18 protein-coding genes are annotated in these 22235 nt (G+C 72.1%); 13 read left to right on the forward strand and 5 right to left on the reverse strand.

The annotated features are described in order from the left end of the window. The first annotated feature begins 291 nt into the window (after positions 1 to 291). From recG to AWQ70_RS41890, 12 genes are all read left to right on the forward strand, one after another. A complete protein-coding gene (gene recG / locus AWQ70_RS02470; protein WP_067169518.1) occupies positions 292 to 2448 on the forward strand; it encodes an ATP-dependent DNA helicase RecG in 2157 nt (718 codons plus the stop codon). 484 nt (positions 2449 to 2932) lie between these two features. Then, complete coding sequence (rsmD, locus tag AWQ70_RS02475; protein WP_067169520.1) at positions 2933 to 3502, forward strand: 16S rRNA (guanine(966)-N(2))-methyltransferase RsmD; 570 nt, start codon at positions 2933 to 2935, stop codon at positions 3500 to 3502. Between the two features lie 15 nt (positions 3503 to 3517). Beyond that, the gene (coaD, locus tag AWQ70_RS02480) at positions 3518 to 3994 is read left to right on the forward strand and encodes a pantetheine-phosphate adenylyltransferase (RefSeq protein WP_067169522.1); all 477 of its coding nucleotides are present in this window, start codon (positions 3518 to 3520) and stop codon (positions 3992 to 3994) included. 70 nt (positions 3995 to 4064) lie between these two features. After that, positions 4065 to 4619 (forward strand): YceD family protein, encoded by a 555-nt coding sequence (locus tag AWQ70_RS02485; RefSeq protein ID WP_084516441.1) that lies wholly within the window; start codon positions 4065 to 4067, stop codon positions 4617 to 4619. Position 4620: 1 nt separating this feature from the next. Further along, positions 4621 to 4800 carry a 50S ribosomal protein L32 gene (gene rpmF, locus AWQ70_RS02490; RefSeq protein WP_067169527.1) on the forward strand — a complete coding sequence of 60 codons (180 nt, stop codon included), beginning with the start codon at positions 4621 to 4623 and terminating at the stop codon, positions 4798 to 4800. 251 nt (positions 4801 to 5051) lie between these two features. Beyond that, positions 5052 to 5804: a ribonuclease III gene (gene rnc / locus AWQ70_RS02495; RefSeq protein ID WP_245646673.1), complete on the forward strand. Its 753-nt coding sequence runs from the start codon at positions 5052 to 5054 to the stop codon at positions 5802 to 5804. A 35-nt stretch (positions 5805 to 5839) separates the two neighbouring features. Next, positions 5840 to 6901 (forward strand): bifunctional DNA-formamidopyrimidine glycosylase/DNA-(apurinic or apyrimidinic site) lyase, encoded by a 1062-nt coding sequence (gene mutM, locus AWQ70_RS02500; protein WP_084516442.1) that lies wholly within the window; start codon positions 5840 to 5842, stop codon positions 6899 to 6901. Positions 6902 to 6937: 36 nt separating this feature from the next. Beyond that, positions 6938 to 7207, forward strand: coding sequence for an acylphosphatase (locus tag AWQ70_RS02505; RefSeq protein ID WP_067169530.1), 270 nt, complete (start codon positions 6938 to 6940; stop codon positions 7205 to 7207). A gap of 188 nt (positions 7208 to 7395) precedes the next feature. Beyond that, positions 7396 to 7590 carry a hypothetical protein gene (locus tag AWQ70_RS02510; protein WP_061255024.1) on the forward strand — a complete coding sequence of 65 codons (195 nt, stop codon included), beginning with the start codon at positions 7396 to 7398 and terminating at the stop codon, positions 7588 to 7590. A 275-nt stretch (positions 7591 to 7865) separates the two neighbouring features. Then, on the forward strand, positions 7866 to 11582 hold the full coding sequence (smc, locus tag AWQ70_RS02515; protein WP_067169532.1) for a chromosome segregation protein SMC: 3717 nt from the start codon (positions 7866 to 7868) through the stop codon (positions 11580 to 11582). 423 nt (positions 11583 to 12005) lie between these two features. Continuing rightward, on the forward strand, positions 12006 to 13172 hold the full coding sequence (gene ftsY, locus AWQ70_RS02520; protein ID WP_373282297.1) for a signal recognition particle-docking protein FtsY: 1167 nt from the start codon (positions 12006 to 12008) through the stop codon (positions 13170 to 13172). A gap of 395 nt (positions 13173 to 13567) precedes the next feature. Then, positions 13568 to 15598: a tetratricopeptide repeat protein gene (locus tag AWQ70_RS41890; protein WP_281196821.1), complete on the forward strand. Its 2031-nt coding sequence runs from the start codon at positions 13568 to 13570 to the stop codon at positions 15596 to 15598. Positions 15599 to 15692: 94 nt separating this feature from the next. On the opposite strand, the gene AWQ70_RS02530 is transcribed toward AWQ70_RS41890, so the two are convergent. The 4 genes from AWQ70_RS02530 to AWQ70_RS02545 all read right to left on the reverse strand — a co-directional run bounded on the left by AWQ70_RS02530 (position 15693) and on the right by AWQ70_RS02545 (position 19685). Beyond that, complete coding sequence (locus AWQ70_RS02530; protein ID WP_067169539.1) at positions 15693 to 16643, reverse strand: helix-turn-helix transcriptional regulator; 951 nt, start codon at positions 16641 to 16643, stop codon at positions 15693 to 15695. Positions 16644 to 16807: 164 nt separating this feature from the next. Then, the gene (locus AWQ70_RS02535; protein WP_067169543.1) at positions 16808 to 17608 is read right to left on the reverse strand and encodes an ABC transporter ATP-binding protein; all 801 of its coding nucleotides are present in this window, start codon (positions 17606 to 17608) and stop codon (positions 16808 to 16810) included. After that, positions 17605 to 18675, reverse strand: a complete 1071-nt coding sequence (locus AWQ70_RS02540) for a FecCD family ABC transporter permease (RefSeq protein WP_067169546.1) — start codon at positions 18673 to 18675, stop codon at positions 17605 to 17607. The genes AWQ70_RS02535 and AWQ70_RS02540 overlap by 4 nt, the downstream gene beginning before the upstream one ends. Further along, positions 18672 to 19685, reverse strand: a complete 1014-nt coding sequence (locus tag AWQ70_RS02545; protein ID WP_067169549.1) for a FecCD family ABC transporter permease — start codon at positions 19683 to 19685, stop codon at positions 18672 to 18674. The genes AWQ70_RS02540 and AWQ70_RS02545 overlap by 4 nt, the downstream gene beginning before the upstream one ends. Positions 19686 to 19790: 105 nt before the next feature. Between AWQ70_RS02545 and AWQ70_RS02550 the strand changes: the two genes are divergently transcribed. Then, positions 19791 to 20798 carry an ABC transporter substrate-binding protein gene (locus AWQ70_RS02550; RefSeq protein WP_067169551.1) on the forward strand — a complete coding sequence of 336 codons (1008 nt, stop codon included), beginning with the start codon at positions 19791 to 19793 and terminating at the stop codon, positions 20796 to 20798. A 173-nt stretch (positions 20799 to 20971) separates the two neighbouring features. Here AWQ70_RS02550 and AWQ70_RS02555 read toward each other — a convergent pair whose 3' ends face one another. Continuing rightward, complete coding sequence (locus tag AWQ70_RS02555) at positions 20972 to 22045, reverse strand: PLP-dependent cysteine synthase family protein (RefSeq protein ID WP_067169554.1); 1074 nt, start codon at positions 22043 to 22045, stop codon at positions 20972 to 20974. Positions 22046 to 22235: the final 190 nt, after the last annotated feature.

Below are 22235 nucleotides of genomic sequence, written 5' to 3' on the forward strand. Positions count from 1 at the left end.
TCTCGGCGGCGGGGAAGGTCCCTACGGTGTCGAGCGGCGGGGGATCTCGGCGGCCGGGTTCCCGACGGCGTAGAGCGACAGGGGATCTCGGCGGCTGGGTTCCCGGCGGGCGTAGAGCGACAGGGGATCTCGGCGGCGCTCGGGTGATTTCTGTCGGCGACCAGCGGTAGAACTTATCTCCGTGACCGCGCGATTTCCGGTCGCCGCGCCTCGACGCCGAGGGAGCGGGGCGTCGCCGGCGCCGTGCGCGGTCGGGGACAGGAGCACGATCCCGTCACGTGAGGGGGGCGCATGACGAGGTTCGACGAGCCGCTGAAGCGGGCGCTGGGCCGCACGGCCGGGCCGCTGGAGCGCGCGCTCGGCATCGCCACCGTGGGGGAGCTGCTCCGTCACTACCCCCGGCGGTACGCGGAGCGCGGCGAGCTGACTCCGATCTCCTCGCTGCAGCACGACGAGCACGTGACGGTCGTGGCCAGGGTGGCGGCGCTGCAGAGGCGGCCGATGAAGAACCGGCAGGGCACCTGGCTGGACGTCGAGGTGACCGACGGCCGGGAGCGGCTGCACCTCGCCTTCTTCGGCAAGGGCGCCTTCGTGGCGGAGCAGCGGCTGCCCCCCGGCACCGAGGCCATGTTCTCCGGCAAGGTCAACGTCTTCCCGCTCCAGGGCGGCCGGCGCAGGGTGTCCCTCACCCATCCCGAGTACGAGACGGAGATCGAGGACGCCGCCGAGTTCGCCGCGGCCCCGGTGCCGATCTACCCCTCCGCCCAGGGGCTGGCCACCTGGACGATCCGCCGCGCGGTGCGCACCGTGCTCGACGTGCTGACGCTGGACGACCCGCTCCCGGCCGACATCCGGCATCGGCACGGGCTTCCCGAGCTGGAGGTGGCGCTGCGCCACGTCCACCGGCCCGCGAGCCAGGCCGACATCTCGCTGGCGCACAGACGGCTCAAGTTCGACGAGGCGTTCCTGCTCCAGTCCGTGCTCGCCAGACGCCGCCAGGCGGCCTCCGCCTGGCCGGCCCGCCCCAGACCGGGGCGTCCCGACGGCCTGCTGCGCGACTTCGAGGCGCGGCTGCCGTTCGAGCTCACCGAGGGCCAGCGACAGGTCGGCGAGGAGATCGCCGCGGATCTGGCCCGCGAGCACCCGATGCACCGGCTGCTGCAGGGCGAGGTGGGCGCGGGCAAGACCGTGGTCGCGCTGCGGGCCATGCTCCAGGTGGTCGACTCGGGCGGGCAGGCCGTGCTCCTCGCCCCGACCGAGGTGCTGGCCCAGCAACACCACAGGTCGATCACCGCGATGCTGGGCGACCTCGCGGCCGGCGGCATGTTCGGCGGCACCGGCGTGGCGCTGCTGACCGGTTCCATGGGAGCGGCCGCACGGCGGAGCGCGCTGCTCGACGCCGCCTCGGGGGCCGCCGGGATCGTGGTCGGCACCCACGCGGTGCTCCAGGAGCACGTCCAGTTCGCCGACCTCGGCCTCGTCGTGGTCGACGAGCAGCACCGCTTCGGCGTGGAGCAGCGCGACGCGCTCCGCGAGAAGGGCGGCGGCGGCCGGCCCCACGTGCTCGTCATGACCGCGACCCCCATCCCGAGGACGGTCGCGATGACCGTGTTCGGCGACCTGGAGGTCTCCACGCTGTCCCAGTTGCCGTCCGGGCGGGCGCCGATCACCACGCACGTGGTGCCGGCCGCGGAGAAGCCGCGCTTCCTCGATCGCACGTGGGAACGGGTCCGCGAGGAGGTCGGGCTGGGCCGCCAGGCGTACATCGTCTGTCCCCGCATCGGCGACCAGGAGGGCGACGAGGGCGACCTCGGCAAGGAGGACGACGAGCGCAGGCCGCCGCTCGCGGTGCTCGACGTGGCGGAGATGCTCACCGAGGGCCCTTTGCACGGCATGCGGGTGGGCGTCCTGCACGGCAAGCTGCCCCCGGAGGAGAAGGACGCCGTGATGCGCTCCTTCACCAGGGGAGAGACCGACGTCCTCGTGGCCACCACGGTCATCGAGGTCGGCGTCGACGTGCGGAACGCCTCGGTCATGGTCATCATGGACGCGGACCGGTTCGGCGTCTCCCAGTTGCACCAGCTACGCGGCCGGGTCGGGCGCGGTGGCCTGCCCGGGCTGTGCCTGCTGGTGAGCGAGGCTCCCGCCGGCACCCCGGCGCGTACGCGCCTCGACGCCGTGGCCGCGACCCTGGACGGCTTCGAGCTGTCCCGGGTGGACCTGGAGCAGCGTCGCGAGGGTGACGTCCTCGGCGCCGCCCAGTCGGGCCGCAAGTCGTCGTTGAAGATGTTGCAGCTCCTCCGCGACGAGGACGTCATCCAGGCCGCGAGGGAGGAGGCGAGCGAGCTGGTGGCGGCCGACCCGGAGCTGGCGGCCCACCCCGCCCTGCGGGCGGAGCTGGACGCCCTCCTCGTGGACGAGCGCGCCGAGTTCCTGGAGAAGACCTGATCCACCCCGGCCTCGGTCCGGACATGGCGGGGGTGCGCGACCGAGGTGGGAGACCGGTTCGGGGCGCGGCTTCGGTGGGCGGGCGATGAGACCGAGGCGCAGACCTGCCGGGGTCCTCACAACAGGCGGGGCGCGGAGTTGAAGCGGGCGCCGCCGCGATGGCGGCGGCGCCCATGAGAATGACCCAGGGCCCAGCCTTGGGACGGCCTCCCCCCGAATGCCGTCCCCGGCTGGGCCCACCCTCGGGTCAGGTGCCGAGGGCGCCGGCGTGCGGAAGGGCTCACGATCACGCCGGCCGGCCTCCCCCTGGGTCACCTTGAAGGCCGCAGAAACATCATGCGGAACGCGGCGGCCCAGCGATACCGCTCTTACCCATTCGTCGCCGCCGCTTGCCGACTCTTGACCGCCCCGGATCCGCCCGCGTTCGGGGCGTACCGGCGCACCGCCGTCCCGGACCGGAGCGCGGGAGCGGGACAATGAACGGATGACGCGGGTCATCGCAGGCAGCGCCGGAGGACGCAGGCTGGCAGTGCCACCGGGCAGGGGCACCAGGCCGACGAGTGATCGGGCCAGGGAGGGGTTGTTCTCGACCGTGGGCTCGCTTTTGGGCTCACTTGACGGGGCCAGGGTCCTGGACCTGTACGCCGGCTCGGGAGCGGTCGGCCTGGAGGCGCTGAGCAGGGGCGCGGCCCACGCGCTCCTCGTCGAGTCCGACGCCAAGGCGATACGGACGATCAGGCAGAACATCGCCGCTCTCGGCCTGCCCGGCGCCGTGCTCCGGCCGGAGAAGGTCGAGCGGGTGCTGGCCCAGGGGTGCGCCGAGCCGTACGACTTCGTGTTCGCGGACCCGCCGTACTCGGTGGGCGACGAGGCGGTCACCAGAGTGCTGGAGGCGCTCCGCTCCGAGGGGTGGGTCGCCGAGTGTGCGCTGGTCGCGGTCGAGCGGGAGTCCAGGGGGAAGGACCTGGTCTGGCCGCCGGGTTTCGAAGAGGAGAGGGTCCGCCGTTACGGGGAAGCGGCCGTTTGGTACGGTCACGCAGCCGGGAACCCGTAAACCTGGGGGTGCGCCTTGCGTCGCGTCGTATGCCCGGGGTCCTTCGACCCCGTGACCAACGGACATCTGGACATCATCGGCCGGACCTCCCGGCTGTACGACGAGGTCGTCGTGGCCGTGTTGATCAACATGGAGAAGACCGGCCTGTTCACCGTGGACGAGCGGATCGAGATGCTCGAGGCGGTGACCAAGGAGTACGGGAACGTCCGGGTGGAGAAGTTCCACGGGCTGCTGGTCGACTTCTGCCGGCAGAACGACATACCGGCGATCGTGAAAGGTCTGCGGGCGGTCAGCGACTTCGACTACGAGCTCCAGATGGCGCAGCTCAACTACCGCATGTCCGGGGTGGAGACCCTGTTCATGTCCACCAACCCGGAGTACTCCTTCCTCTCGTCGAGCAGGCTGAAGGAGATCGCGCGGTATGGTGGGGACGTATCCGGCCTGGTCCCTGACCTCGTCCAGCGGCTGCTCACCGAGCGGCTCAGAGGCTGACCACCGGCTGGTATCCTTTCTATTCGGCCTTGCACGACGGCGGTGATTCGTCATGCCTAACGAGAGCAGGATGACTCTGCACAGCCTCGACCCCCGAGCCCCATGGGTGATCTCCACTCACGATCTGGGACGGCGACCGGGGTCGATGCGCAGGATCAGCCCGGTTCTTCCGGCACCGGCGGACCTCGCGGTCGGAATGATCGGCGTCCCCAAGGACGCCGACGTCGAGCTGGACATCCGGCTCGAGGCGGTGATGGAAGGCGTGCTCGTCACGGGCACGGCGCGGACTCCTCTCAGCGGAGAGTGCTCGCGCTGCCTGGACCCGCTGACCTCGGAGATCGAGGTCGGTTTCCAGGAGCTCTTCTTCTACTCGGCGGAGGACGCCGGAGAGGACGACTTGCTCCTCGACGGCGAACTGCTCGATCTCGAGCCGATATTCCGTGACGCGGTGGTGCTCGCACTGCCGCTGAGTCCGGTGTGCAGCGAGGACTGCCCCGGCCTCTGTTCGGAATGCGGGGTCAAGCTGGCGGAAGCCGGCTCGGACCACCGGCACGAGCGGATCGACGCGCGCTGGGCGTCGCTGCAGGGTTTGGTTGTGGACAAGAAAGACGATCAGGAGGGTTGACGTGGCCGTCCCCAAGCGGAAGATGTCGCGGAGCAACACCCGCGCCCGCAGGTCCCAGTGGAAGGCCGCCGCGGTCGCGCTCGTGAGCTGCCCCCAGTGCCGCTCGCCGAAGCGCCCGCACGTGGCGTGCCCCACATGTGGCACCTACAACCGCCGTCAGGTCATCGCGCCGTCGGCCTGATCGCGCGACAAGCGGAGAGTAACGCCGACCGGGTCGTCAAGACGACCCGGTCGGCGTTACCGTGCTTTCAGCGCATACGGTGGTGAGCCGACGCATGAGCGACAGGCGGACGTGCCCGCGGCCGTGGTGGACGCCGGGAGGCCCCGATCAGCGGGGAACCGGCGCCCACCACGTCTTCGGGCTTCTCACCTGACCTGTCACCGTGCGGCCTCGCCATGCACAGGTGAACAGGAGGAACGGTGGGCGCAGCGATCAAGCCGGTGGCAGTCGAGATCGCCAGGGACGAGCTGGCACGCGAGATCGGCGTGGAGCTCAGCACGGGCATCCTGGAGCGGGCGCTGACGCACCGGTCCTACGCGTACGAGAACGGCGGCCTGCCCACGAACGAGCGCCTGGAGTTCCTGGGCGACTCGGTGCTCGGGCTGGTGGTCACCGACACGCTGTTCCGGGGGCACCCGGACCTTCCGGAGGGGCAGCTCGCCAAGCTGCGCGCCGCGGTGGTCAACATGCGGGCGCTCGCGGACGTGGCGCGCGGCCTGAACCTCGGGAAGTACCTCCGGCTCGGCCGGGGCGAGGAGGGCACCGGCGGGCGGGACAAGTCCTCGATCCTCGCCGACACCCTGGAGGCGCTGATCGGCACCGTGTACGTCGACCGGGGCCTCGACGAGGCGTTCCGGGTCGTGCACCAGCTCTTCGACCCGCTGATCACGCGGTCGGCCTCGCTGGGCGCGGGCCTCGACTGGAAGACCTCGCTGCAGGAGCTGACCGCCGCCGAGATGCTCGGCGTCCCGGAGTACCACGTCGCGGAGAGCGGCCCCGACCACGCGAAGTCGTTCGTGGCCACCGTCCGTGTCGGCGGCGCCGAGTACGGCACGGGCTCGGGACGGAGCAAGAAAGAGGCGGAACAGCAGGCCGCCGAGGCGGCGTGGACGGCGATCCGCGCCATCCGCGAGGCCCGGGAGGCCAAGGAGGCCAAGGAAGGCGCCGGGCTCGGCCAGAGCTGAGCCGCGCTTTCGGCGGAAGCGAGTGAGGGGGCGGGATGCCTGAGCTGCCCGAGGTCGAGGTCGTCCGGCGCGGCCTCGAAAGCTGGGTTTCCGGCCGGACGATCGCGTCGGCCGAGGTGCTCCATCCGCGTGCGGTCCGCAGGAACGCGGGCGAGCTGTCCGACCAGCTCAAGGGGCGGGTGATCCGCTCCGCCGAGCGGCGGGGCAAATACCTGTGGCTTCCCCTCGGCGACGAGGGCCGGCCCGAGGGTGAGCGCTATCCGGAGGGCACGAACGGGACGTCCAGCGGAGACCGGCGTGAGCCGGGGGACGCGGGCCGGCGTTCCGCCGGGCCGGTCGCGGCCGGAGGCCCGGACGAGGGGGAGCGCGAGCCCGGGGAGGCCGAGCCGGGGGAGGCCCTGCTCGCCCATCTCGGCATGAGCGGCCAGCTCCTGGTGATCGAGCCGGACGCCCCGCTGGAGAAGCACCTGCGGGTCCGGATCGGTTTCGCCGACGGCGGGCCCGACCTGCGTTTCGTGGACCAGCGCACGTTCGGCCACGTCCTCGTCGCGCCGCTGACCGTGCCCGTACGGCCTCGGCGGCATGGGGCGTCGACGGCGGGCTCGTCGGCGGGGCCGTACCGGCCGGTGCCCGAGCCGGTGGCGCACATCGCGCCCGACCCGTTCGAGGACGCGTTCGACGACGCGGAGTTCGCCGAACGGCTGCGCCGCCGGCGTACCGGGATCAAGCGGGCGCTGCTCGACCAGTCGCTGATCAGCGGGGTGGGCAACATCTACGCCGACGAGGCGCTGTGGCGGGCGCGGCTGCACTGGGCCCGGCCCACCGAGTCGCTGTCGACGAAGAAGATCGCCGAGCTGGTCGACGCGGCCCGCGCCGTGATGACCGAGGCGCTCGACGAGGGCGGCACGTCCTTCGACAGCCTGTACGTGAACGTCAACGGCGAGAGCGGCTACTTCGACCGGTCGCTCGCCGTGTACGGCAGGCGGGACGAGCCGTGCCGCCGCTGCGGCACGCCGATCAGGCGGGAGGCGTTCATGAACAGGTCCTCCTACAGCTGCCCCCGGTGCCAGCCGCGGCCCCGGGACGCCCGCCCCTGAGCCGGCGTCCCGGCGGCCTCCGGGATACTGAGAGCCATGATCCGGTTGACGGCGTGGGTGCGCGGACGGGTGCAGGGCGTGGGGTTCCGCTGGTGGACCCGGGCCAGGGCGCTGGAGCTCGGGCTGGTCGGCTGGGCGGCGAACCTTTCGGACGGCAGGGTTGAGATCGTGGCCGAAGGGCCACGGGAATCATGCGAGTCGCTTCTCGGGCTGCTCAGAAGTGGTGACACGCCCGGTCGAGTGGATGTCGTTACGCAGCGTTGGAGTGACGCAAAGGGCGGTTTGGTGGGTTTTGTCGAGCGATAGCCCTTCCTTCAGACCCGACAAATGCGGTATATTTACATGCCGGGAGTGCCCATCGGTGCGTCTGTGTGAAGCGTTCAACTTGACCGCCTCCAATACCGGTGCGACTCTTGAGAGGAACCACGCGCACCCCTCCCGCGGCATGAAGTGCGCGAACCAGTCTGGTCACTCAGCGTGGAGGACCCTTTACTATGGCGAAGGCTCTACTCGGCCACGTCGGCGGTCCTGACCCTCGGATGGTCTCCGAAATGCGCCGCCTCCAGCAGCGCATCCGGGACCTGGAGGCAGAACTCACCCGGCTCCAGGCACAGAACGACGCGCTGGCGGCGCAGTCTCGGGATGAGGCCCTGGTCCGGCTGCAGGATCGCGAGCCGGCCCTCACCTGAGGCCGGAGGAATCACCGTCAGGGACGCCTGCCAAAGGCGTCCCTTGTCATTTGTGCACCTCAATCCATATTCGTGGCCGATTCAAGCGCTTTTGTTCTGGTACGTCTTCCCGGTCCCGGTTCGATAATCTCGGCGACACACAAAGTTGTCGTCACAGGCATTCCATATCGGGTCCGGCCTGCGGGCCTGCGCACCGGTTCGGGTGATATCCGCTGCCTCCCCCCTCACAGGACCGGTAGTCTTCCGGCAAAGCTGGGCAGGGAGGGGGCCGGTCGTTGTACCTGAAGACCTTGACCCTGCGCGGCTTCAAGTCCTTCGCCTCCGCGACCACCCTGCGCTTCGAGCCCGGCATCACCTGCGTGGTCGGCCCCAACGGCTCCGGCAAGTCCAACGTCGTCGACGCGCTCGCCTGGGTGATGGGCGAGCACAGCGCCAAGTCGCTGCGCGGCGGCAAGATGGAGGACGTCATCTTCGCCGGCACCTCCAGCCGGCCGCCCCTCGGACGGGCCGAGGTCACGCTCACGATCGACAACTCCGACGGGGCGCTGCCGATCGACTACACCGAGGTGACGATCAGCCGCCTCATGTTCCGCTCCGGGCAGAGCGAGTACGCCATCAACGGCGACACCTGCCGCCTCCTCGACATCCAGGAGCTCCTCTCCGACTCCGGCATCGGCCGTGAGATGCACGTCATCGTGGGCCAGGGCCAGCTCGACCAGGTGCTGCACGCCGGCCCCGAGGACCGCAGGGCGTTCATCGAAGAGGCCGCGGGCGTGCTCAAACACCGCAAGCGCAAGGAGAAGGCGCTGCGGAAGCTCGACGCGATGCAGGCCAATCTCAACCGCGTACAGGACCTCGCGACCGAGCTGCGCCGCCAGCTCAAGCCGCTGGGCCGCCAGGCGGAGATCGCGCGCAAGGCCGCGGTCATCCAGGCCGACCTCCGCGACGCCCGTCTCCGGCTGCTCGCCGACGACGTCGTCACCCTGCGCGAGACCCTCGAACGCGAGGCGGCCGACGAGGCGGCCGTACAGGCGCGGCGGGCCCAGGTCGAGGCCGACCTCGGGCGCGACCAGCGGCGCGAGGCCGAGCTGGAGGCCGCGGCGGCCGAGGCCCAGCCGCGGCTCACCGCCGCGCAGGAGACGTTCTACCGGCTCTCCGCCCTCCGGGAGCGGCTGCGCGGCGTCGAGGGCCTCGCCGTCGAACGCGAACGGCACGCCGCCGACGCGGCGTCGATCGAGCGGCGCGGCCGCGACCCCGAGGAGTTCGAACGGGAGGCCGCGGAGGTCCGCGAGCGGGAACGCGTCCTGTCCGAGGAGCTCGACGAGGCGCGCGAACGGCTGTCGGCCGCGGTGGAGATCCGCGCCGAGGCCGAGGAGGCGCTGAGCCTGGAGGAGCGCAGGCTCGCCGTCGCGGCCCGGGCCGCCGCCGACCGGCGGGAGAGCCTGGCCCGGCTGCGCGGCCAGGTCGAGTCGGCCAGGAGCCGGGCCAGGGCGGCGGGGGACGAGATCGGCCGGCTCTCCCGCGCCCTTGAGGAGGCGCGCCTGCGGGCGGAGCGCGCCCAGGCCGACTGCGACGCCCACGAGCTCGACGAGCCCGCCGCCGACCCGGCCCTGACCGCCGAGCTGGACGGCGCCGAGGAGGGCGTGGAGCTCGCCCGCGCCGCCGTGGAGTCGGCCGGAGCCGTCATGGACGAGGCCAAGGACGCGGTCGACCGGGCCAGGGCGGCCGTCGCCGCCCCGAGGTCGGCGCTCGCCGCCGCCGCGTCCGCGGTCACCGCAGCCCGCTCCGCCGACCAGGAGTCCCAGCGCGCCGTCGCCGCCCTGGAGGCCCGCCGCGAGGCGCTGGAGATGAGCCTCGCCCAAGGGGCGGACGGCGCCGCCGCGCTGGTCGGATCCGGCGTCCCCGGCGTGCTCGGCCCGATCGCGACCATGCTCGCGGTACGTCCCGGGGCCGAGGCGGCCGTCGCGGCGGTGCTCGCGGCGGACGCGGTCGCCGTGGCCTCGCTGGGCGCCGCCGTCGAGGCGCTCGAACACCTGCGCGACGGTGACGGCGGCCGGGCCGCACTGCTGGTCGCGTCGACGGAGCACGATCGCGGTGGGAGACGACCTCCCGTGCCCATCGACGGCGCGGTGTGGGCGGCCGACCTCGTCACCGCGCCCGGGGAGCTGCGCGCCGCCGTGGACGCCGTCCTGTCGGGCGTCCTCGTCGTCGACGACCTCGCCGCCGCGCGCAAGGTCGTGGAGAGTCACCCCGGCGTCCGGGCCGTCACCCGGTCGGGCGACCTGCTCGGCGCGTACGAGGCGAGGGGCGGCTCCGGTGACGGCGGCTCCGCCCTGCAGATGCGGGCGGCGCTCGACGCGGCCACCACCGACCTGGAGGCCGCCCGCGCGGCCGAGGAGGAGAACGCCGACCTCCTCGACCAGGCCCTCGCCGCCGAGGCCGAGGCGCAGCTCGCGCTGGACGCCGCCCAGGCGCGGGTGAACGAGGCCCAGGCCGGCGTCAGCGCCGCCCAGAACGCCGTCAACACGGCCCAGAGCGGCCTCAACGCGGCGCAGGGCGTGCTCGACCGGGTCAGGGCCAAACAGCGGGACGCCGATCGCAGAGCGGCGGACGCGGCCAAGCAGCTCGCCCGGCTGGAGGCCGCGGTCAAGGCCGCCCACGACGAGGGCGCCCGGCTGGCGAAAGCCGTACAGGACGCCGAGGAGGCCAGGGAGTCGGCCGCGGCGGACGCGGCCGAGATGGAGGAGCGGCTGGCCGAGGCCGAGTACGCCCAGGAGCTCGAGGCCGAACCCACCACCGACACCCGCGACGAGCTGGCCGCCGCCTGCGCCGTGAGCAGGCAGTCGGAGATGGAGGCGCGGCTCGCCGTACGCACCGCCGAGGAGCGGGTGAGAGGCATCGCCGGGCGCGCCGAGGGACTGCTGCGCGCCGCCCAGCGCGAGCGCGAGGACCGGGCCAGGGCGGCCGCACAGCGCGAACGACGGCGCAGGCAGGCTCAGGTCGCCGCCGCCGTCGCACGGGCCGCCCAGGCCGCCCTCACGACCCTGGCGGGCTCCGTCGACCAGGCGTCGGCCGCCCGCGACGAGGCCGAGCGGGCCCGCGGCGAGATCGAGACGGAACTCAAGACGGTACGGCTCCACGTCCGCGAGCTCGGCGGCGAGCTGGACCGGCTCGTCAACCGGGTCCACGGCAGCGAGATGGCGCGCACCGAGCAGCGGCTGCGGCTCGAACAACTGGTGCAGCGGGCCTTCGACGAGTACGGCGTCGAGCCGGAGGCCCTGGTCGCCGAGTACGGCCCCGCGGTCCCGGTGCCGGGCGAACCGCCGATCCCCTTCGTCCGCGAGGAGCAGGAGAAGCGGGCCAAGGCGGCGGAGCGCCAGATGGCCCAGCTCGGCAAGGTCAACCCGCTCGCACTGGAGGAGTTCGCCGCCCTTGAGGAGCGCCACGCGTTCCTGACATCCCAGCTCGAAGACCTCAAGAAGACCCGCCGCGACCTCCTGCTCGTCGTCAAGGAGGTCGACGACCGGGTCGAGCAGGTGTTCTCCGCGGCGTACGAGGACGTGGCCCGCGAGTTCTCCGAGATCTTCGGGCGGGTCTTCCCCGGCGGCGAGGGCCGGCTGCTGCTCACCGACCCCGAGGACATGCTGGCCACCGGCGTCGAGGTCGAGGCCCGGCCGCCCGGCAAGAAAGTGAAGCGCCTCTCACTGCTGTCCGGCGGCGAACGGTCGTTGACGGCGGTCGCCTTCCTGGTCGCCATCTTCAAGGCCCGCCCCTCGCCGTTCTACGTGATGGACGAGGTCGAGGCCGCCCTGGACGACACCAACACCCAGCGGCTGCTGACCCTCTTCGAGGAACTGCGGCAGAACTCCCAGCTCATCGTCATCACCCATCAGAAGCGGACCATGGAGATCGCCGACGCGCTGTACGGAGTCTCCATGCGCGGCGACGGCGTCACCCAGGTCGTCAGCCAGCGCCTCCGCGAAGCTCTGTAGTTATGGCGCTGTGTTTGATTGCCTCGCTTCGCTCGGCGGGCTCGGGGCGCCCTCAGGCGCTGTCTTCCCTCGTCGCTCGGGACTGCGTTTGATTGCCTCGCTTCGCTCGGCGGTTCGGGGCGACCGAAGTCGGCTCGTGCCCTCCTCGCTCGGAGTCGCTCGTCCCTCGCTCCCCGCTCGCTCGTCGGTTACTTCACCGCCGCGCCCCTCACGTTCCTCGCTTCCCGCTCGCTCGTGTTCTCGGGATTGCCTTCGTCACGCTCCTCGCTCCTTCGTCGCTGCGGGCGTTCCTCAGTCCAGACACCGCCGAGCCCCTCGCGTGATGGCCGGCCGCCGTATTGATCGATGGCGCTCGGTGGTTAGTTGGCCGCCGCGCCCCTCGCTGTGCTGGAGCATCTGGGGGCGTCTGGAAAACTTGAGCGCGTGGAAGGTTACCTCGGCATCATCGTGATGGTCGTCGTCATCGCCGTGCTGGCGGTGGGCGGCCTGTTCCTGTTCCGGCCCAGAGCCAAGGACCTCCCTCCGGTGGAGGCGCCGCCGGAGCCGCAGATCCCGGACCTGAAGGTCCCTCCGCAGGAGGGGCCGGTCGACCGGGAGGGTGGCACCATCACCACCCTGCCTCCTCCTGAGGAGGAGTTGCTCAAGGCGCCCGAGATCGAGGTCCCGCCGCCGTCCGCCGGTCGCATGGTGCGGCTGCGCACCCGCCTTGCCCGCTCGCAGAACGTGCTGGGCAGGGGCCTCCTCGAACTGCTCTCCCGCGACCGTCTCGACGACGACGTCTGGGACGAGATCGAGGAGACGCTGATCACCGCCGACGTCGGGGTCGCGCCGACCCGGGCCATGGTGGAGGAGCTGCGCACCAGGGTGAAGGTCCTCGGCACGCGCAGTCCGGAAGAGGTCCGCAGCCTGCTCAAGGAGGAGCTGCTCAAGCAGATCTCGCCCGATCTCGACCGCACCCTGCGCACCAAGTCGCAGGCCGGTCGCCCCGCCGTGCTCCTCGTCGTCGGCGTGAACGGCACCGGCAAGACGACCACGACCGGAAAGCTCGCCCGCGCCCTCGTGGGCGACGGCAACACGGTCGTCCTCGGTGCGGCCGACACGTTCCGCGCCGCCGCGACCGACCAGTTGCAGACCTGGGGTGACCGCGTGGGCGCCACGGTCGTACGCGGTCCGGAGGGCGGCGACCCGGCGTCCGTCGCGTTCGACGCGGTGGCCAAGGGCATCGAGGACAGCGCCGACACGGTCATCATCGACACCGCCGGACGGCTGCACACCAAGACCGGCCTCATGGACGAGCTGGGCAAGGTCAAGCGCGTGATCGAGAAGAAGGCCGTGGTGGACGAGGTGCTGCTCGTCCTCGACGCCACGACCGGGCAGAACGGCATGCGCCAGGCCCAGGTGTTCGCCGAGGCGGTGAACATCACCGGCATCGCCCTGACCAAGCTCGACGGCACCGCCAAGGGCGGCATCGTCATCTCGGTCCAGCGTGAGCTGGGCGTCCCGGTCAAGCTGGTCGGTTTGGGAGAGGGGCCCGACGACCTGGCCCCCTTCGACCCCGAGGTGTTCGTGGACGCCCTGCTGGGCGACTGAGTCTTCGCCAGGATGGACGGGGACCGGGCCGATGCGGCCCGGTCCCCGTCCGTTTCTCGCCGTCCCACGCCCGGCTCCGGCCCGTTGAGTTGGAACGTTCCTCGGGCCGTCCGAGCCGGATCGACAGAACACTCAAATCCCGGTGTTGTCATGATTTATCGGGAAATGACCATTACCGGCCAGGGTCTTGAGACCTGACGTGGTCCGTGCTGACATGAGCGGGTCGTTTCTGAGACCCGATCGGAGAAGTCCTGATGAAGAAGGTCGTTGTTCACAAGCCCGGCACGGTCCAGCTTTCCGGCCAGGCCAGCGCCAAGCACCACGCGTGAGCGACCGGCGAGACCGGCCGCCGTACGGCATGGTCTCGCCATTCCGGGGCGACGAGGGGAGCGTGCGTGCGTCATCTGTGGGTCCGGGGTCAGCGCTGGAACGGGGAAGGTGACATTCCCCCGCTCATGGTGCCCCCGGTCGTCGTGGCCGGCCCGGCGGTCGATCAGGCGGATGGCGGAACGCACCCCGACCGGGCGGCCCCGTACACGGTCGCGAGCGCACTGCTCCACGCGGTGGTGCCCCGGGCGCGAAAGGACCTCGTCGACGCCCATGACATCGAGATCCGTGCGGCGGCTCCCCGGCTGAGGGACGTGGTCCCGGCAGTGCGGGGGTCGCTCGCGGCGCACCTGCCCAAGGCGGAGCGGATCCTCGTCCCCGCGCCGCGCCGTACGCTCCGGCTCGCGAACGGGCTCGTGGAGTTCCTCCACGACCACCTCAAGGAGGTGGGGCCAGGCGCGGTCGTCGTCGAGGGGGCCGACCTCGCCGACGAGACGGACCAGGAGTTCCTCGCGGTCCTGCTCCGCAGGATCGACCCCGAACTGCTCACCGTGGTCGTCTGCGCCGAGACCCCGGACGCCGTTCTCGCCGCCGCGCTCAAACGGCACGCGTACCCCGTCGCTCCCGCGACCGGCGTGTACGGCACCGCCGGCGAGACGCCGGGCGTCTCGTACCCGAACGGCGGCGGGGGCGGTGAGGAGCCCAGCCCGCGAAGCGTCAAGAATGGGCCCGGCGAGGAGCACGCTCCCCGAAGTGGCCCGAACGGCGGCGGGGTGGGCGAGGAGCACGGCGGGGACCTCGTGGAGCGGTACTTCACCGAGGGCTTCCACCACGCGGCGGCGCGGCACGGGGTGCGGGCCCTGCGCGACGCCGACCCGAAGGCCGACCACGACGGCTGGTGGTCGCTCGTCCACCGCACGGCGGGCGCGCTCGCCGCGATCGAACGCGAGGACGAGGCCCGGGCGATCCTCGACCGGGCCCGGCGGGAGAGCACCGATCCCAAGAACCGCGCCACCGCCGCGTACGCGACCGCGATGCTGCTGATGCGGCACCACGACCACGCCGCGCGCGACGTGGGTGAGGCGCTGTCGTGGATCAACGAGGCGGTCGCGCTCACCTCGCTGCTGCCCGACCGAAGGGAGCGCGCCTTCCACCTGAGCTTCGACCTGAACGGCAAGGCGCTGGTGGAGATGCGCGCGGGGCGGCCGGACACGGCGCTGCGGCTGGTGGAGCAGGCGATCGAGCTCGCCGAGCGCGATCTCGACCCCGGAGAGCACCCCATCCACCGGCTGGTGCTGCGGGCGAACCGCGCGCAGCTGACCGCGATGCTCGGTGACCCGAAGGGCGCGCTCGCCGACCTGGACGCGGCCATCGCCGCCGATCCGGGATATCCCGACTACTACATCACGCGGGGCAACCTGCTGCACCGGCTCGGCCGTCCGGAGGATGCCGTCGCCGACTACGAGACGGCCATGCGGGTGGGGCCGCCGTTCCCCGAGGCGTACTACAACCGGGCGGAGGTCAGGTTCGAGGCGGGGGACCACACGGGCGCGTTGGCCGACCTGGACTACGCCCTCGACCTCGACCCGGAGTTCGCGGACGCCTACGCCAACCGGGCCGGGCTGTTCGTCGAGTTCGGTGAGTACGGCAGGGCACGGGCGGACGCGCTCCAGGGCCTCGCCCTCGACCCGCGCAACGCGTACCTGCTGTGTGTGCTGGGGCAGGTGGAGGCGGCCGAGGGCAGGCACGCGGAGGCGCGGAAGGCGTTCGACGCGGGGCTGGGCCACGATCCGGCGCTGGCCGCGCTGTGGGCCAGCCGGGGCATGCTGGCGTTCGAGACGGGTGCGCCCGAGGAGGCCGTGGCGGATCTGACCCGGGCGCTCGAATGCGGGGACGATCCGGCCATCCGGTTCAACCGGGCGGTGGCGCTCCGGGCGCTCGGCCGCGACGAGGAGGCGCGGGAGGACCTCCGGCGGGCGGCCGAGCTCGCCCCGGAGGACGAGGACGTCCGGCAGGCGCTGGCCCTCGACCCCGATCCGCTCAACGCCGGTCAGTCCAGCACCGATCAACCCACCACCGGTCAGCCCACCACCGGTTAGCCCAACGCCGGTCAGCCCAACGCCGGTCAGCCCAACGCCGGTCAGCCCAACGCCGGTCAGCCCAACGCCGGTCGCGTGAGAACCGCCCTCCGCGTCAGCGTCCGCCGGCGTAGCGGCCGACGAGTTCGGCGCCGATGCGGGCGAGTTCGTCCTGGACGGAGCGCGGCTCGACGACCTCGATCATCGTGCCCCAGCCGGCGAGGTGGCGGGCGATGTCCAGAGGGGTCGGGGCGGCGAGGCGGACCCTGGCCCGTCCGCCGTCGGGTTCGCCGTCGATGTGGCAGTGCCGTCCGAACTGGTCCCGCAGGATCGGCACGAACCGCTCCTCGACCAGCACGGTCGCCCAGGTGCGGGAGCGCCGCCGCTCGATCTCCGCGACGACCTCCTGCCAGGCGGTGGCGAGGGCGAAGTCGTCGGGGCGTTCGGCGGGCTCGTCGGTCGGTTCGGCCCGGACGATCCGGTCGACGCGGAAGGTCCGCCGTCCTTGGTCGGTGCCGGCGAGGAGGTACCAGACGTCGTCCTTGTCGATCAGGCCCCACGGGTCGACCAGCCGTTCGGTCCGTTCCCGGGCGCGGCCGGCGTAGGTCAGGCGGACCTTGCGGCGGCGGATCACGGCGGTCTGCAGCAGATCCACCGTCGCCGGGCGAGGGCGCTCCCGCTCGCCCCAGCCGGTGGGGTCGACCACCGTCGCGTCGGCGGCGGCCTCGGCGTCGGCCCGGAACGTCCGGGGGAGGGCGCGTACGAGCTTGCGGAGCGCCGCCCTGGCCTCCGCCGACACGGCCGCGACCGGGCCCACGAGCAGGAAGAGCGCCTGCGCCTCGGTCGCCGTCAGGCCGGTGAGGTCGGTGCGGGCGCCGCCGACGAGCGACCAGCCGCCACCGCGTCCGGGCTGCGGATAGACCGGGACGCCCGCCGCCGACAGCGCCTCGAGGTCCCGGCGGGCGGTGGCGATGGACACCTCGAGCTCGGCGGCCAGCTCGGCCGCGGTGACCCGGCCACGGGACTGCATCAGCAACAGGACGGCAACGAGACGGTCAGCGCGCACGACCCCAGACTCTCCCACAAAGTGCTCAAGAGGTGAGCACTTCAGGTCGGAGCATGGATGGTGTCACCGGACGAGGAAGGAACCACCGATGTTGCGAGGCCTCGCCACCGTCGGCCTCTTCGCCGACGACGTCACCGCCGCCGCCCGCCGGCCTGGGCGGGCGGTCAGCCGGCCCGCCCGTTCGCGGTGCCGATCGGCACCACCAGGGGAGTGCCCGCCACCGGGTCGGTGATGATCTTGGCGTTCAGGCCGAAGACCTCGGCCAGGAGTCCCTCGGTCAGCACGTCGCCGGGCGGGCCCGCCGCGATCACGCGGCCGTCGCGCATCGCGACGAGCCGGTCGGCGTACCGCGCCGCGAGGTTGAGGTCGTGCAGCACCATGACGACCGTCTTGCCGGCCTTCGCGTGGAGCTGGTCGACCAGTTCGAGGACCTCGATCTGGTGCGCCAGGTCCAGGAAGGTGGTCGGCTCGTCGAGCAGCAGCAGCCCCGTGCCCTGGGCGAGCGCCATCGAGATCCACGCCCGCTGCCGCTGGCCGCCGGACAGCTCGTCCAGCGGCCGGTCGGCGAGGTCGAGGAGGCCCGTACGCTCCAGCGCCTCGGTCACCGCGGTCTCGTCGCCCGACGACCACTGGCGGTACCACGTCTGGTGCGGATGCCGTCCGCGGGCGACCAGGTCGGCGACCGTCAGCCCCTCGGGCGCGGCGGGCGCCTGCGGGAGGACGCCGAGGAGCCGGGCCACCTCCCGCGACGGCATCCGGTCGATCCGCTTCCCGTCGAGCAGCACGTGGCCGTTCAGGGGCTTGATCAGCCGCCCCAGGGCGCGCAGGAGGGTGGACTTGCCGCAGCCGTTCGGCCCGATGATCGTCGTGATGGTCCCGCTCTCGATGCCGAGGTCGAGACCGTCCACGATCACCCGGTCGCCGTAGCCCAGGCGGATGTCGACGGCTTCCAGCCGAGTGTTCACGAGCGGCCCTCCCGGCGTGCGCGGATGAGGAGATAGATCAGATAGGGGGCGCCGAGCACGGCGGTGACCACGCCGACGGGGAGCTCCACGGGGGCGAAGAGGCCGCGCGCGACGAGATCGGACGCGGACGTCAGGACGGCCCCGGTGACGGCGGACACGACCAGCGGAGGCTGGGCCACTCCGGCCAGGCGCAGCGCGATCTGCGGCGCCGCCAGCGCGACGAACGTGATCGGCCCGGCGGCCGCGGTGGCGACCGCGGCGAGCAGCACCGCCGCGAGCAGCAGCAGCGCCCGCGCCGTGTTCAGCCGCACGCCGAGCCCGGTCGCGGTCTCGTCGCCGAACCTGAGCGCCGACAGGACGCGGCTCCCGGCCAGGCAGAGCGGCACCAGCACGACCAGCGCGTACGCCACGGGAGCGACGTGCTCCCAGCCGCGCCCGTTGAGCGAGCCGCTGATCCACACCATCGCCCGGGTGCTGTCGTTGACGTCGCCGGTCGTCATCAGCCAGTACTTGACGTTGGTGAACACGGCGGCGACGCCCACGCCGACCAGGACGAGGCGGTATCCGTCCAGCCCGCGCCGCCAGGCGAGCGAGTAGACGATCAGCGCGCCGACCAGGCCGCCGGCCAGCGCGGCGACGGGGACGCCGACCCCGGCGAGGGACCCGCTGGCCCCGCCGTACACCGTGCCGCTGGCGACGATCAGCGCCACCACGGTCACGCTCGCGCCGGAGGTCACGCCGAGGATGTCGGGGCTGGCCAGCGCGTTGCGCGCGATCGACTGGGTGATCGCGCCGGAGAGCCCGAGCGCGGCGCCGACCAGCACGCCGGTCAGCGCGCGGGGGAGGCGCAGCTCGACGACCACGAAGTGGTTGCCTCCCGTGCCGGTCAGCGACTCGACGATCTCGCCCAGGGAGAGGGGGAAGTCGCCGATCCGCAGGCTGAGCGCGATCAGGACCGCGATCAGCGCGAGCCCGGTCAGCCCCGCCGCGACGCCGCGCGGCCGGACCACCCAGGAGACCTTCCCCGCCCGGTACGGCCGCGCGTGCGGGAGCCGTACGCCGGTCACAGCCGCACCGGCTTCCGGCGCCGCACCAGCGCGACGAAGAACGGGGCGCCGAGCAGGGCGAGCACGACTCCGGCCTCCAGTTCGCCCGGCCGGGCGACCACCCGGCCGGTCACGTCGGCGAGCAGCAGCGCGGTCGCGCCGAGCAGCCCCGAGTACGGCAGCAGCCACCGGTGGTCGGGGCCGGAGAGCGCCCGGGCCAGGTGGGGGACGATGAGGCCCACGAACGCGAGCGCGCCGCACGCGGCCACGGCACCCGCGGTGAGCAGGGTCACGGCGGCGATGCCGAGCGCGCGGGTGGCGGTGACGTCGCGGCCGAGGGAGCGGGCGACGTCCTCGCCGAGGGAGAGCGCGTTGAGGCCCGGCGCGTTCGCCATCGCGAGCACCAGCCCCGCCGCGATGAACGGCAGGACCTGCCAGGCCACGCCCGCGCCCCGCCCGGCGATCGACCCCGCCTGCCAGAAGCGGAAGACGTCCATCGCCTGCTCGTCCAGGAGGACGAGCCCGGAGGTCAACGCGTACAGGAAGGCGCTGACGGCGGTGCCGGCGAGCGCCAGCGTGAGCGGGCTCGGGCCGCCGCGGCCGCCGACGGAGCCGATCGCGAAGACGCCGACGCTCGCGACGAGGGCGCCGGCGAGGCCGAACCAGATGTATCCGTACAGGTTCGAGACGTCGAACGCGATGATGGCGAGCACCATCGCGAAGGCGGCGCCCTGGGTGACGCCGAGCAGTCCGGGGTCGGCGAGCGGGTTGCGGGTGTGCCCCTGCATGAGGGCGCCGGCGACGCCGAGCGCGAGCCCGGCCAGCAGGCCGATTGCCGTGCGGGGGACGCGCAGCGATCGGACGATGATGTCGCTCTCCGTCCCTCCCGGGGACCAGAGGGCGTGCCACACGTCGGCGAGCGGAACCGTCTTGGCGCCGATCGTGACGCTCAGCACGGCGCCGGCGAGCACCGCCGCGAGGAGCGCCGCCAGCACGCCCGCCCGCCGCCTTCGCGGGCGCAGGGCACTCATGGGTACGTGATCCCTCTCTCTGTCGCTTGACCGAGACGAGTATGTCAGGCTTAGGTGAGCCTTAGCTAATTTAGGCAGCCCTTACCAAGGAAAGGCCGAATTTTGATGAAAGCGCTTCGCGCCCTGGGCGCCGGGATCGTCCTGGCCATGGCGGTCGCCGCGTGCGGCTCGTCCACCACCGCGACCGAGCCGGAGGGTGCGAGCGGGACCGCCGCGGGGGCGACGCCGGCGGCCCAGACGACGTTCCCCCGCGTGATCGAGCACGCCATGGGCACGACCGAGGTGAAGGCGCAGCCCAAGCGCGTCGTCGCGCTCGACCAGAGTTTCGTGGACGCCGTCCTGACGCTGGACACCGAGGTCGTGGGCTACACGCAGTACCGGTCGATCGAGGACAAACTGCCCGACTATCTGAACCCGGTGATGGCCAACGCGGCGAACGCGGTGCCGGTGGGCACGCTGGAGGCCCCGAGCCTGGAGAAGATCGCCGCGCTCAAGCCGGACCTGATCGTGTCGGCCAAGGTCCGCCACGAGGCCCTGTACGACAAGCTCTCGGCCATCGCGCCGACCGTCTTCAGCGAGACCACCGGCGCCATCTGGAAGGAGAACCTCCGCCTGATGGGCAAGGCCCTGGGCAAGGAGGACCTGGCCGAGCAGCGGATCACCGCATACCAGGAGCGTGCCGCCAAGATCGGCGAGGAGATCAAGGAGAAGAACGGCGGGAAGCTGCCGACCGTCTCCATCGTCCGGTTCGCCGGTGAGCCGACGGCCCGGCTCTACGTGGAGAACTCCTACTCCGGCGTCGTGCTCAAGGACGTCGGGTTCCCCCGGCCCGAGGGGCAGCCGACCGTCACCGACACGATCATGGTGGAGATCAGCGAGGAGCGCATCGCCGACCTCGACGCCGACCACATCTTCGTGAGCTCGTACGAGGACCCGTCGGTGGCGGAGAGCAAGAAGAAGTTCGTCACCAACCCGCTGTGGGACAAGCTCAAGGGCGAGAAGCACGACGTCTCCGACCAGACCTGGATGTCGGCGGTCGGGATGCAGGGCGCGCACGTCATCCTCGACGATCTCGCCACGACCTTCGGAGTGGACCCGGCCAAGCAGGCCTGAGGCCCTCCGGAGACGTACGGCGCCGGCCGGGCGAGGGGAGCGATCTCGCCTTCGGCCGGCGTTCTCGTGCCGGACGCCGGGCCGGTTCGCGGCCCCTCGCCTGGTCAGGGGCCGGGCGGACGTGGGAGCCCGCCCGGCGCCCGGCCCGCTTTCCGCCGCGTCCTCGGGCGGGGTCACGCGGGTGTGAGGAAGCCGCGGAGCTCCTCGAGATGCGGGGCGATGTCGAGCCCCTGCCGGGCCAGCCAGCCGTCGTCGCCGTAGGTGTCCCGGTACCGCTCGCCGCCGTCGCAGATCAGCGTCACCACGCTGCCCCGCTCGCCCGCCGCCCGCATCTCCTTGATGATCTGCACGGCCGCCGCCATGTTGGTCCCGGTGGAGCCGCCCACGTCGAGCCGGGTGACCTCCTTGACCCACCGCATGGCGGCGATCGACAACGCGTCGGGCACCTGGGTCATCCGGTCGATCACCGCGGGCATGAACGACGGCTCGACCCGGGGCCGGCCGATGCCCTCGATCCGGGAGCCCGCCCCGGTCAGCTCCTCGCGCTCGACCCAGGACGGGTAGAACGCGGAGCCCTCCGGATCGGCCACGCAGAGCCGGGTCTGGTGACGGCGATACCGGATATATCGCCCGATGGTGGCGGATGTGCCGCCGGTTCCGGCGCTCACCACGACCCACGCGGGCTCCGGATGCCGTTCGAGGGCCATCTGGTTGAAGATGCTCTCCGCGATGTTGTTGTTGCCCCGCCAGTCCGTGGCCCGCTCGGCGTAGGTGAACTGGTCCATGTAGTGGCCGCCGGTCTCCTCGGCCAGCCGCCGGGACTCGGCGTAGATCGCGCCGGGGTCGGCCACGAGGTGGCACTTGCCGCCGTGGAACTCGATGATCTCCCGCTTCTCCGGCGACGTGCTGGCCGGGATCACCGCGATGAACGGCAGGCCGAGCAGCCGGGCGAAGTACGCCTCGCTGACCGCGGTGGAGCCGCTCGACGACTCGATGATCGTGGTCGTGGGGCCGATCCAGCCGTTGGCCAGGCCGTACAGGAACAGGGAGCGGGCGAGCCGGTGCTTGAGTGAACCGGTCGGGTGGACGGACTCGTCTTTGAGGTAGAGATCCACGCCCCAGTGCGGAGGGAGCGGGAAGACGTGCAGGTGGGTGTCGCAACTGCGGTTGGCGTCGGCCTCCACGGCCTGGATGGCCTCCGCCGCCCATCGACGGGTGTCCGGGTCATGCCGGTCCACGTATTTCATGCCATAACCCTAGCTAGTGAGCTTTGCCACAATTTCTACAGGATCGAGTAATGAGTGTTATTGTAATGAGACTTAGACGGGCCGCACGTGACTTCGCCGTGCCGGTCCTCGTCCGTGGTGACCCTTCTGACCAGGCAAGACCCTTAACGCTTCGCTTACGAGTCCCCTGCAACGATGTCGTGCGACGCAA

This window comes from Microtetraspora niveoalba, assembly GCF_001570405.1.
In the GTDB taxonomy this organism is placed as follows: Bacteria; Actinomycetota; Actinomycetes; order Streptosporangiales; family Streptosporangiaceae; genus Microtetraspora; species Microtetraspora niveoalba.